This is a genomic window from Streptomyces sp. NPDC059909, assembly GCF_042730885.1.
Classification (GTDB): domain Bacteria; phylum Actinomycetota; class Actinomycetes; order Streptomycetales; family Streptomycetaceae; genus Streptomyces.
Genome location: NZ_JBHWKX010000006.1, coordinates 1 through 11,581 on the forward strand (window position 1 = coordinate 1; position 11,581 = coordinate 11,581).

The following is an 11,581-nucleotide window of genomic DNA, read 5'->3' on the forward strand; positions in this document are numbered from 1 at the left end:
AGCAGATACGGCGTGGCGTCCACAGGAACGTCCAAGCCCTGGAGAAAGACATCCGGGCCTGGATCGCCGACTGGAACGACAACCCCAGGCCCTTCGTCTGGACGAAGACCGCTGACGAGATCTTCGAACGCCTCACCGGATATCTGAACCGAATCAAAGACTCAGGACACTAGAGCACCAGTTTGGAAGACCCCGTATGTGGGTGGCCCTTGACCTGGTGAGACGCTGACCTGCGCGTTCTTGGGTTGCTGACCGGACTTCCCCGCTTTTCCCCGTGAGTCGCCGCTTCGTCGGGCACGTCACGGGCACGCATCGGTGGATGGCTCGTGGTTGCCTTTCCTAGGGGCAGGTACGATCATCGCCGGATGTGGAAAGAGTTGATCACGCAGCACGCTGGCGGCGTCGAGGTCGAGTTCACCGCTCCGGCCACGGATGACGCGTTGAGCGGGGCAGCGGAGGCCCTTGGGCACCCGCTCCCGGACGAGCTGGTCTCGGTGCTGCGGGAGAGTAACGGCATCGTTGGCGAGTATGGCTACGACCTGGTGTCGCCGCTCGAAACGATCATCCAGAGGAACCTGGAGCTTCGGAGCTCCTTCTCCGACCTGTACATGGCCTTCGATCAACTGCTCTTCTTCTCGGACATGCCGGGCAATGGTGATCTGTTCGGAATCGTTCTCGTACCCGGGCAATTTGATCAGGTGTTCCTCTGGGACCACGAGACCGACAGCCGCAGGTGGGCTGCCTCCTCGGTCGAAGGATTCGTGGAGCGATGGCTCACCGGAGTGATCCGGGAGCAGCTTGACTGTTAGGACCGGGGCCAGTGCAGGTCGCGCGCGACGTCGGTTCGGCTGGCCGCACCGGCAGAGCTGAGGTCGGTGTAGCGGCTTTGGGCTGGAGCTGCCATGGGGCGAGAGATCATGGCCCCTTACGCTGGCCGCGAATCTGGCTGGCTCCTCGCCTGCCCGCAATAGCCCGATCTGGGGCCATGATCTTCGAGGCTCGCCCCATGGTGGCTGCGTAAAGCCGTGGAGCCGGCCGCCCCAGCCACAGCGGGCTGCCATCTCGCGTATCTGGTGTTGCTCGCTCAGCCGCGCGGCCGGCGTAGCCGGGCCCGGAGCGGGGCGGAGACTGGAGCGTCGGGCCCGGCGGCGAGCCGGGGCCGCGCGCGGCGAGCGGAGCGAGCCGCCTTGATGATGTGGGGAAAGTTCTGCCGCGCTGGGCTGAGGGTGCGCTGTCCGATCCCGGGTGATGCTTGACAGTTCGGTCCCAGCTGATGGTTGACAGTGGCCGTGATCGGCTTTTCTGTGCGCGTCCTTGCGGCGCGTGTGGGGAGGCCGGGATTGGCGCTGGTGGAGTTGTCGGTTGTCGAGCAGAGATACCGGGCTGTCCTGGCGGTGCTGGCGGGTGCGACCGTGACGGAGGTCGCCGCGTCGCTGGGGGTGTCGCGGCAGACGGTGAGCGGGTGGAAGTCGCGGTATGAGGCCTCGGGTCTGGCGGGGTTGGCGGACCGGTCGCGCCGGCCGGCGTCGTGTCCGCATCAGGCCTCTGCCGAGGTGGAGGAGGCCGTGTGCGAGCTGCGGCGCAAGCACCCTCGCTGGGGTCCTCGGCGGATCGCTCATGTGCTGGAGCGGTCCGGGGCGGTGAGCCCGGTGCCGTCGCGGATGACGGTGTATCGGATCCTGGTCCGTCATGGGCTGGTGGAGCCAGGGGTGCGGCGCCGGAAGCGGTCGGATTACAAGCGCTGGCAGCGGGATCGGCCGATGCAGTTGTGGCAGATGGACATCGTCGGCGGAGTGAAGCTGGTCGATCCGCTGACCGGGGAGTTGACCGAGGCCAAGGTCGTGGTGTGGATGACCATTCTCGGTACTGCGTGATCGCGTCGGTGGTGGAGCGGGCGACCGGGCGGGCGGTCTGTGCGGCGTTCGCGCGGGCCTTGCAGGTGTTCGGGGTGCCGGAGGAGGTGCGGACCGACAACGGCAAGCAGTTCACCGACCGGTTTGGGCAGGGCGGTGAGGTGTTGTTCGACCGGATCTGCCGGGAGAACGGGATCGCGCACCGGCTCACCCAGCCCGCGTCCCCGACCACGACGGGCAAGGTTGAGCGGTTCCATCAGACACTGCGGCGTGAACTCCTCGACGACTGCGGCGCGTTCGAGAGCATCGAGGAGGCTCAGGCAGCGCTGGATGCGTGGGTTGAGGAATACAACTTGGATCGGCCGCACCAGGCGCTGGACATGCAGTCTCCTGCCCACCGGTTCACCCCGGTGCCCGGGCAGGAGCGGGACGTACTGGGCCTGCGGGTGCCCGGAGTGCTCGCGCTGGTGCCGCAGCAGCGGGCGGCTTCCGCTGTGGTGCCGGATCCGGTCGACGTGGCGCCCTTCCAGGTCGGCGGGGCGGGGGGTGCCGACGGTGAAGCTGATCGCGGCGTCGCCGGTCCAGCCGTCGAGTTCGGCTCCGCAGTCGATGCTGACCAGGTCGCCGTCGCGCAGGCGGTAGTCGTCGGGGATGCCGTGCACGAGGGCGTCGTTGACGGAGGCGCAGATTACCGCTGGGAAGGGGGTGGGGGCGAAGGAGGGCTGGTAGCCCAGGAACGGAGAGCGCGCCCCGGCCTTGGCCAGGACGGTGCGGGCGGCTTCGTCGAGCTCGCGCAGGCGGACCCCCACGGCTGCCGATTGGCGGGCTGCGAGGGCCTCGGCCACGACGCGTCCGGCTTCACGCATCGTCTCCAGTGCCGTGTCGGTCTTGATCTCCACCATGTGCCGTGACTCCCTGCGATGCGAGCTACCCAATACTTATACCGGTATTAGTATCACGGGCATGGTGAGAGTTCCTTTGAGCCCGCAAGAGCGGCAACGTGGAGAGCGGTTCGGGGCCCTGCTCCGCGAGGTCCGCGGTGACCGCAGCATGGTGGACGTGGCAGCGGCGGCCGGGGTGTCCGCGGAGACACTTCGAAAGATCGAGACCGGCCGGGCCCCGACCCCGGCCTTCTTCACCGTGGCGGCCCTGGCCCACGCGCTGGACCTGTCGCTGGACGACCTGGCCGCAGCCTTCACAGAGGATGCCGACGGCGGTGGCCAGGCCGTGTCGGCGTGAACGTCAGGAGACCCGCCGTCCGACCGAAAGGCGGATGTTCCTGACATGGCACGGGAGTGCCGGCCTTCGCCGCATGGCACCAGTTCGACGCCATCTTCTCGGCACGGCGCGGACCCTCAGGTCAACCCCCGAAGGATTTCGAGAGCGGACCACTTGGTCCAGGAAAACCACGTCAAGCACATCAACGACACCCACGACCACGCCGCAGGGGACGCGCTCCTTCAGGCAACTGCTCAGCGGCCGGCCCACTACGTCGGCACGTCCGGGGTGGTGGGGCGCCTCGGGGGCGATGAGTTCGCCGCGGTCGTGATCGACCGCTAAGGCGCGGTGGGCGATCTGCTCGCGGTCCTGCACGGTGTGCTCGCCCGACCGGTCGACGGACAGCCGCCCGCAGTGCGCACCACGGTCTCGCTGGGGTGGGTACGTGCCGCGGACTTCCCCGGTGAGGAACTGTCGGCCCTGCTGGGGCGGGCGGATGAGGCCATGTATGCGGCCAAGCAGGGCCGGGCCGGGATCCGCCGGGCCGGGCTCGGCCGCCTGTTCGGCACCGTCACCGCCATGAGAGTCACCCTGAACATCCACTGCCTCAGCAGGTTCCCGCGAGAACGACCCGCAGAATCCTGGAACCCGCTGGTTTCGGAGCACGAGTGGAAGAGCGCGCCCGAGGTCCCAGCCGTGCGCCGACAGCTCCGTGCGCTGGGGGCTGCGGCCGGCCGGCGGATAGCGGCGCGGCTCATGCGCGTCTCCCGCCACCACAGCAATCTACCGGCCGGTGGCGTCAGGTGCGTTCGGCCAGGTTCCTCTCCTCGGTGGCTGCGGCCCGGGTGCGACGGCGGCCCAGCAGGGCGCTTCCTGCGATTACCAGGCCGATGGCGAGGACCTTAGCGGCCCCGTAGTAGCCGGTCGCCAGGTTCTCGGGGGTGCCGGGCAGCCGGAGGAAGACCCACGCTGCCGCGAGAACCCCGAAGACGATCAGTGCGACGGCCCCCAGCGTCCCGAGCTCCGCCCACCAGGGCCCTGCGTCGTAACCCCGCTCGTCGGTCTGCTCAACGTCCTTGTCGGTCAACGGTCTGTTCTCCTGTGCGTGTAGTGGCGGTCGCGAGGGAAGATGCGGGCCACGGTGCGGGCGGTTCCCCGAACCGACCGCTTTCTGCTGCTGGTTGGCATCCTGCCGGTCGTCGAAATCTCCCACTCGCCGGCCGTGGCGCCTTGCCTCCGAGGGCTGCGCGACCCGTCGGCAGCTGCGGGCCCGGGGGCTGCGGCCCGGTGGACAGTCGGTCGCCGCGCAGCTCATGCGCCGCTCCAGCCGCCGGAAGTCGGGCGTGGTGGTCGCCCATCTGTACCGCATGGACCAAGCCAAGCCGGTCCGGCCGATGACGTCGCGTGAGTGGGGCGCGCTCGCCCTCACGATGCTCGCCCGCCGCACCTGCCCCGCCTGCCGACGCGATGCCGGCTACGTCATCCCGCCCACGCTCGACATGTGCGCGCCCTGCGCCTACCCCGAGGAACAGTGCGCCGCCGTGGGCCGACCGCCGAGTCAGCGGACCTGCGTCACATCGGGGGGACCCAACAGCCGCCATGGCGGCTTCGTACGCGGTGGGACTGCGGTAGCCCGGGCTGCTGTGCAGCCGGTGGACGTGGTACCGCCCTCGATGAACTCGAAGATCGCCGAGTGGGCGGCACCCGCGGCGGCATCAGAGGCTCGAAAACCAATGGAGCCGCGCCGCTGCGCGCCGCTACCGTGCTGCCGCACGTTGTCGCCTTGTCAAAGGAGTGCCGTTGTACACCAAGTGAGACACCCCGAGCGCTGATTCGTCGCGCGTCGCCCCTGTGCGCCGCGCCCCTTTTCGCTGCGGACTTTCTCACCGGACTGGTGTACACCTGTGCTCAACACCTGGGTGGTTGTGCCCACCTGCCTGCCTCTCATTGTCCGCCGTTGCCACGCGTGCTCGTCCGAGCGCTTCCGGGCAAGCGGCAAATTTCGCGTCAACGCAAACCACAAGGTCCTCGACGCCTGGCTCCTCGCGCTCTGTACCGCTTGCGGGGAGACCACGAAGCTCACGGTCCTGGAGCGGGTACATGTCCGCTCCCTACGCCCGGAACTGCTGGACCGGCTGCATGACAACGACCCCGACCTGACAGCCGAATTGCTCCAGGACCCGGGCGTGCGGCGCCGTAATCGCATCGCCCTCGACTGGGCCGACGCCTGGTGCCTCGACACCGGCGGATTGGATCCCGGAGACGGCGAGGTCCTCGACGTCTCGGTCCGCTTCGCGGCGCACATCCCTGTCCGGCCCGTCCGGCTGATCGCGGTAGGGTTCGGTCTTTCGCGCGCCGAGGTCGAGCGACTGATCACCGAGGGGAAGCTCGTTTCGGCAGGCCGACTGAACGGCAAGGTCTCCGCCGACTTCACCTTCATGCTCAAGCTCTGAGTCGTTCCAGGGTCAGGCCTGTCCGGCAAGATCCGCCGGACAGGCCAATTCCGCGGCCCTGTCGAGTCGGCGGCATCCCCTGCCGCCTCACGCTCAGCCACCGTGACGTCGTGGCCGTGACGTGGGGTTGATCGCTTGCGCCGGTGGCGAGACCGTGGTTGTCCGCTCGGCGAGGCCGGCGAGCGGTGTGGAGGCCCTTGATCCCACGGGCAGGGAGAGCGGGATGAGCGGGACGGTCCACGACGACCGTGTGGCTGGGCTTCGGGTGGTCTTTCCGGCGGGCTGTTCATCGCCGACGAGGGCGGTGAGGCGGCTGCCTACTACCTGCGGCTCCTCGTCATCCAACTCCGCGACGGCAGGGTTTCCTTCGTCCTCGGCGCCACCCAGTCGGACTCCTACCGACGACTCATCGACGACTGCCTGGACAGCGCCGAGCCCATTGCCGCTGGACCACAAGACTCTCCAGGGCCCTCACCCGGACCCCCTGACCCAACTGCCCTGTCCCATCGGTCCCGCATCACCGTGAGGGCCGGTGCTCCACGCGGAAAATCAGCTGCGCCGCGACGTCCGGTCGGCCGAGACTGTTCGGGCCCGTGGGGCGGAGGACGGACGACCACGCGTCCCACGCGTTCCCCGAGACTCCCGTCTCGCCTCTCGCCGTCTTCCGACACCCAGCGTTCACACCTCCCCTTTCTTCCGGAGTTCTCTCTTGCAGGCAGCCGTCGCCGTCACCCCCGCCCAGATCCCCGAGCTGCTGCTCGGCCTCGCGACAGTGCGGCCCGTCTTCCTCTGGGGAGCGCCCGGCATCGGAAAGTCGTCCCTCGTGCGGGACTTCGCCGCATCGCTGGGGCTCGAGTGCGTCAGCCTGCTCGGTACGCAGCTCGCGCCCGAGGACCTCATCGGGGTTCCGCAGATCCGCGACGGGCGATCCGTCTTCTGTCCGCCCGAGATCATCGCCCGGGACACCCCGTACTGCCTCTTCCTCGACGAGCTGAACGCGGCGACCCCCGACGTGCAGAAGGCGTTCTACTCCCTGATCCTCGACCGCCGCATCGGCAGCTACGAACTGCCCGCCGGGTCGATCGTCATCGGCGCCGGCAACCGCGCCACCGACAACGCGCTGGCCCGGCCCATCGCCTCCGCGCTCGTCAACCGGCTCACCCATGTGCATCTGCGGGCCAGCGCCACCGACTGGCTGCAGTGGGCCGCGGGCCACGGCATCCACCCGTGGGTACTGGACTACCTCACCGACCGGCCCGACCACCTCTGGTCGCAGCCGCCCAAGACCGAGGAGGCCTTCTCCACGCCGCGCTCCTGGCACATGCTCTCCGACGCCCTGCACTCCTTCGGCCCGTCCATCGGCGAGGAGACGCTGAAGGTCGTCGCGCACGGCACGCTCACGCCCGCACATGCCGTGGCCTTCTGCGGCTATGTGAAGATCGTGCGCAACGCGTACGGCATCGAGGCGATCATCAAGGGCGACGCCTCCTGGCCGCGCCGGATCGAGGACCGTGACCTCCTCTACTACCTCGCCGACGCCTTCCGGGGCCGTCTCACCAAGGAACTGCCCGCGAGGAAGGAGCACGCGTCCGGCACCGTACGCCAGACCGCGTACCGTGCGAAGTCGCTCCTCGTCCAGCTCGCCGAGATCTCGGTCGAGGTCGCCCAGACCGTCATCGCCGACGACGAGAACGGTCAGCCGGTGCTGCCCGCGTGGTTCCTCGTCGAGGCCGCCCGCGACATGCCCAGGCTGGTGGAGGCCCGGCGATGAGCCGCCGCACGGCCGGTCAGGACCGACCCGACCCGGCGACCGAGGCCTTCGCCGCCGGCGTCGCCCTGGTCCGGCGCAACCCGGCGCTCGCGGCCGTCGAAGCCACGATCTGCCGCGAGGCGAAGTGCGAGCACGCGCCAACCGACGGTCTGGCCAGAGTCACCTCCAACGGTGTCGTCCACGCGCACGCCACCCGCCGTGCCGAACCCGACGTCTGGGCCTGGGCGCTCGCCCACTGCCTGATCCACCTCGGCTTCGGCCATGTCCCGGCCGCCAAGGGAATCCGCGTCCAGCCCGACCGCTACGAGATCGCCGCCCGCTGCGCCGTCGTCAACCGCTTCCTGCTCACCTTCCCGGTCGGCCGTGCGCCCGACCATCTGCCGCCGGCCTACCCGGGCGGCGACGAGGAGGAACTGGCCGCACGCTGGCGCCGCGACGGCATCCCGCACGAGTGGCACGCCTGCGGCACGGCGGGCGGCGAACCCGATCAGCTGCTCCTCCCCTGGAGCAACTGGGGCGCGCCCGAGGACTGGCAGCTCGCGTTCGCCCACGCGCTCACGGCCACCATGTCGGCGGCGATGGACGTCGCGGGCGGACAGCGTGACTCCCTCACCGGCGCGAGGGTCCGCCGGCAGCCCTGGGACCAGGCGCTGAGCTGGTTCGTCTCCTCCTACCCCCTGCTCGGCGGCATCGCCGCCGGCATGCGCGTCGTCGCCGACGCCGAACTCGCCCGTGCCCACGGCATCGCCATCGCCGCCGTGGACGCCGGCGCGGGCGAGATCTACATCAATCCCCTCAAGCGCTTCACCGTGCCCGAGTGGCGCTTCATCCTCGCCCACGAGATGCTCCACGCGGCGCTGCGCCACGGTGACCGCCGTGGCGGACGCGATCCGCTCCTCTTCAACATCGCCGCCGACTACGTCGTCAACGGCTGGCTGCGGGAGATGGACATCGGCGACATGCCCGAAGGGCTGCTGTACGACGCCGCGTTGAAGGACCTCTCGGTGGAGGAGGTCTACGACCGCATCACCACCGATCTGCGACGCCACCGCCGCCTCGCCACCCTGCGCGGCAAGGGCGCGGGCGACATCATCGGTGAGCCGCTGCGGGCACCCGGCGGCCCGGACGTCGACCTCGACGAGTTCTACCGCCGTGCGCTGCTGAACGGCCATCAGCTCCACACCGGCCACGAGCGGGGACTGCTGCCCGCCGGGCTGGTCGAGGACATCCGTGCCCTCGTCCACCCGCCGGTGCCGTGGGACGCCCGACTGGCGCGCTGGTTCGACGAGTTCGTGCCCCGGCCGGTACCGGTGCGCACCTACGCACGGCCCGCCCGGCGCCAGGCGTCCACGCCCGACATCCCGCGCGCCGGCCGGTACTTCCCGCCCGAGGAGACCGCCCGGTGCACGTTCGGTGTCGTCCTGGACACCTCCGGGTCGATGGACCGGCGACTGCTGGGCAAGGCGCTCGGTGCCATCGCCTCGTACGCCGAAGCCCGCGACGTCCCCGCCGCGCGGGTCGTCTTCTGCGACGCGGCCGCGTACGACGCGGGCTATCTGCCACCCACCGAGATCGCCGGCCGCGTCCGGGTGCGCGGCAGGGGAGGCACCGCGCTCCAGCCCGGCATCGACCTGCTGCACCGGGCGGAGGACTTTCCCCGAACCGCGCCGGTTCTGGTCATCACGGACGGCTACTGCGACACCCTGCGCGTCCGCCGCGAGCACGCCTATCTGATTCCGCAGGGCGCCACCCTTCCGTTCACCCCGCGCGGCCCGGTGTTCCGGCTCCGCTGAGCGGCCCGGACCCGACCGGCACCCAGGGCGGCCCGCAGGCCCGGCGGCTCAGCCGATCCGCCGGTACCGCCGCTCCGGGCGCCCCGTCCCCCCGTACCGGAGAGTGACCTCCGCGCGGCCCGTCTCCGCGAAGTGCTCCAGGTAGCGGCGGGCACTGACGCGGGAGACGGAGCCCGCCTCGGCGCACTCCGTGGCGGAGAGGCCCTCGGGGTGGGCGCGGAGGATGCGGTCGACTAGGTCGGCCGTGTGGGCGGCGAGGCCCTTGGGGAGTTCGCGGGAGCCGGGTGGGCGGGTGCCGAAGAGCTGATCGACGTCCTCCTGGCGGGCCTCGTCCAGATCGTCCAGGCGGGCCCGCAGGGACGCCACGTGGCGCAGCTGCTCCTGGAGCGCCGCCTGGTTGAAGGGCTTGATCAGATAGTGGAGGGCGCCCGCGCGCAGGGCCGAGCGGACCGTGCCGGCGTCGCGCGCGGCGGTGATGAAGAGGACGTCGGCCGGCTGCCGGTCCCCGTTGCGCTCCTCGGCCGCGCGCAGTTCGCGCAGCACGCTGATTCCGTCCATGTCGGGCAGATAGATGTCGAGCAGCACCAGATCGGGGTGCAACCGCTCGGCCGCGCGCAGCGCTTCGGCGCCGCTGTGCGCCACCCCGGCGACCGCAAAACCGGCCGTCGCGGACACATAGCGGCTGTGCAGCTTCGCGACCATGAAGTCGTCGTCCACCACCAGCACGTTCACCGGGAGTCACCTCGCGAGATCGGTTCGCTCCTGCCCGGGCGCCGGCTCTTCGGCCGGGGGTCCGGCCCGCGGCGCAGCCGCAATCGGGTGCAGCGGCCCCCGGGAAAGCGCAGTACGCCGACACGTTAGGCGGCGACCACAACGACCACAACGTCCGTTGATTCCGGAAGAGAGACAGCTTCTTAACACGCAGGCAACATGTGAGCCACCTCACCCCCCGCTCTGCTCGAAAGGCGGCTCACGTGCGATTGCGCACTCCCCTCGCCCTGCTCGGGGCAGCGCTGCTGGTGCTCGTAGGGCCGCCGCTGCTCACCACGGGCAGCGGCGCCGAAACCGGCACGCAGATCCCCGGCCTGCGCTTCATGGTCCCCAACACCCCCGGCGGCGGTTACGACATCACCGCCCGCACCGCGGCCAAGAACGCCGAGGACGCGGGGCTCACCCACAACATCGAGGTCTTCAACCTCCCCGGCGCCGGCGGCACCGTCGGACTGACCCGGCTCGTCGGCGAGCACGGCAACGGACGCCTCGCCATGTCCATGGGCCTCGGCGTGGTCGGTGCCGTCCACACCAACAAGTCCCCGAGGACCCTCTCCGACACGACCCCGATCGCCCGGCTCACCGAGGAGCAGGACATCGTCGTCGTCGCGAAGGACTCCCCGTACCGGACCATCCAGGACCTGCTCGACGCCTGGAAGAAGGACCCGGCCAAGCTGCCCGTCGGCGGCGGCTCCTCACCCGGCGGACCCGACCATCTCGCACCGATGCTGATGGCACAGGCCGCCGGGATCGCCCCCAAGTCCGTCAACTACATCCCCTTCGACGGCGGCGGCGAGCTGCTCGCCTCGATCCTCGGCAACAAGGTCGCCTTCGGCGTCTCGGGCGTCGGCGAGTACCTCGACCAGATCAAGTCCGGGGAGCTGCGGCTCCTCGCCGTGACCGGACCGAAGCGCGTACCCGGCCTGGACGCGCCGACCCTCCGCGAGGCCGGACTCGACACCGACTTCACCAACTGGCGCGGCATCGTCGCCCCGCCCGGCCTCTCCGACGCCGAACGCGACAAGCTCATCGGCCTCGTCCAGGAGCTGCACGACTCCCCGCAGTGGAAGGACTCGATGAAGAAGAACGGCTGGGACGACGCCTTCCTCCCGGGCGACAGATTCGGCGACTTCCTCGACGAGCAGAACGAGCGCGTCGACACGGTCCTGAAGGAGCTGGGACTGTGAGCACACAGACAGCCGGAACCCGGCCGGCCGAGGAAACCCGTCGCACCTGGCTGCGCGAGCACTCCGAACTCGGCGTCAGCCTGCTGCTGTTCCTCATCGGCGTCCTCGTCCTCACCGACGCGCTGACGATGGACGTCGAGATAGCCCAGCGCGGTCCGATCGGGCCGAAGACCGTCCCCGTCGCCGTCGGCATCGGCCTCCTCGTCGTCGCCGTCCTCCTCGCCGTCGACGTCCTGCGCGGCGGCCGCGGCGAGTCCGAGACCGGCGAGGACATCGACCTGTCCGAGCCCGGCGACCGGCGTACGGTCCTGCTCCTCGCCGGAGTCTTCCTCGCGAACGCCGTCCTGATCGGTCCCCTCGGCTTCCCCGTCTCCGGGGCGCTGCTCTTCTGGGGCTCGGCGTACGCACTGGGCAGCCGCCACCACCACCGAGACCCGCTGATCGCGGCCGTGCTCTCCCTCGTCACTTTCTTCGTCTTCAACAACCTGCTCGGGGTTCCGCTGCCCGGCGGCCCGCTGATGGGGGTGCTCTAGCC

9 protein-coding genes and 5 pseudogenes are annotated in these 11,581 nt (G+C 70.1%); 11 read left to right on the top strand and 3 right to left on the bottom strand.

Annotated elements, in window-relative coordinates; genetic code table 11:
- The 3 genes and pseudogenes from ACFV9O_RS06900 to ACFV9O_RS06910 all read left to right on the top strand — a co-directional run.
- Positions 1-173, top strand: a pseudogene (locus ACFV9O_RS06900) (IS630 family transposase); the annotation flags it as partial.
- Between the two features lie 192 nt (positions 174-365).
- A complete protein-coding gene (locus tag ACFV9O_RS06905; protein ID WP_385413308.1) occupies positions 366-809 on the top strand; it encodes an SMI1/KNR4 family protein in 444 nt (147 codons plus the stop codon).
- Positions 810-1,355: 546 nt separating this feature from the next.
- A pseudogene (locus ACFV9O_RS06910) lies at positions 1,356-2,269 on the top strand (IS481 family transposase); the annotation flags it as partial.
- 108 nt (positions 2,270-2,377) lie between these two features.
- Here ACFV9O_RS06910 and ACFV9O_RS06915 read toward each other — a convergent pair.
- Positions 2,378-2,755, bottom strand: a pseudogene (locus ACFV9O_RS06915) (M24 family metallopeptidase); the annotation flags it as partial.
- Positions 2,756-2,816: 61 nt separating this feature from the next.
- Here ACFV9O_RS06915 and ACFV9O_RS06920 point away from each other — a divergent pair.
- Complete coding sequence (locus ACFV9O_RS06920) at positions 2,817-3,092, top strand: helix-turn-helix domain-containing protein (RefSeq protein ID WP_385413310.1); 276 nt, start codon at positions 2,817-2,819, stop codon at positions 3,090-3,092.
- Positions 3,093-3,245: 153 nt separating this feature from the next.
- Positions 3,246-3,656, top strand: a pseudogene (locus ACFV9O_RS06925) (GGDEF domain-containing protein); the annotation flags it as partial.
- 214 nt (positions 3,657-3,870) lie between these two features.
- Here ACFV9O_RS06925 and ACFV9O_RS06930 read toward each other — a convergent pair.
- On the bottom strand, positions 3,871-4,158 hold the full coding sequence (locus tag ACFV9O_RS06930) for a hypothetical protein (RefSeq protein WP_385413313.1): 288 nt from the start codon (positions 4,156-4,158) through the stop codon (positions 3,871-3,873).
- Between the two features lie 94 nt (positions 4,159-4,252).
- Here ACFV9O_RS06930 and ACFV9O_RS06935 point away from each other — a divergent pair.
- The 4 genes and pseudogenes from ACFV9O_RS06935 to ACFV9O_RS06950 form a co-directional block, all read left to right on the top strand.
- Positions 4,253-4,612: pseudogene (locus ACFV9O_RS06935) on the top strand (RRQRL motif-containing zinc-binding protein); the annotation flags it as partial.
- A gap of 363 nt (positions 4,613-4,975) precedes the next feature.
- On the top strand, positions 4,976-5,524 hold the full coding sequence (locus ACFV9O_RS06940) for a DUF1062 domain-containing protein (RefSeq protein ID WP_385413316.1): 549 nt from the start codon (positions 4,976-4,978) through the stop codon (positions 5,522-5,524).
- 709 nt (positions 5,525-6,233) lie between these two features.
- Complete coding sequence (locus ACFV9O_RS06945; protein ID WP_385413318.1) at positions 6,234-7,295, top strand: ATP-binding protein; 1,062 nt, start codon at positions 6,234-6,236, stop codon at positions 7,293-7,295.
- Entirely contained in the window at positions 7,292-9,088 is a 1,797-nt protein-coding gene (locus ACFV9O_RS06950; RefSeq protein WP_385413319.1) for a hypothetical protein, read from the top strand. The genes ACFV9O_RS06945 and ACFV9O_RS06950 overlap by 4 nt, the downstream gene beginning before the upstream one ends.
- A gap of 48 nt (positions 9,089-9,136) precedes the next feature.
- Here ACFV9O_RS06950 and ACFV9O_RS06955 read toward each other — a convergent pair whose 3' ends face one another.
- On the bottom strand, positions 9,137-9,820 hold the full coding sequence (locus ACFV9O_RS06955; protein WP_385413321.1) for a response regulator: 684 nt from the start codon (positions 9,818-9,820) through the stop codon (positions 9,137-9,139).
- Between the two features lie 242 nt (positions 9,821-10,062).
- On the opposite strand from ACFV9O_RS06955, the gene ACFV9O_RS06960 reads away from it, so the two are divergent.
- Positions 10,063-11,046, top strand: coding sequence for a Bug family tripartite tricarboxylate transporter substrate binding protein (locus tag ACFV9O_RS06960; RefSeq protein WP_385413324.1), 984 nt, complete (start codon positions 10,063-10,065; stop codon positions 11,044-11,046).
- Complete coding sequence (locus ACFV9O_RS06965) at positions 11,043-11,579, top strand: tripartite tricarboxylate transporter TctB family protein (RefSeq protein ID WP_385413327.1); 537 nt, start codon at positions 11,043-11,045, stop codon at positions 11,577-11,579. The genes ACFV9O_RS06960 and ACFV9O_RS06965 overlap by 4 nt, the downstream gene beginning before the upstream one ends.
- Positions 11,580-11,581 lie beyond the last annotated feature (2 nt).

Coding starts and splice junctions, on each gene's coding strand:
- ACFV9O_RS06950 (WP_385413319.1), top strand. CDS start 7,292: ATGAGCCGCCGCACGGCCGGTCAGGACCGACCCGACCCGGCGACCGAG.
- ACFV9O_RS06920 (WP_385413310.1), top strand. CDS start 2,817: ATGGTGAGAGTTCCTTTGAGCCCGCAAGAGCGGCAACGTGGAGAGCGG.
- ACFV9O_RS06905 (WP_385413308.1), top strand. CDS start 366: ATGTGGAAAGAGTTGATCACGCAGCACGCTGGCGGCGTCGAGGTCGAG.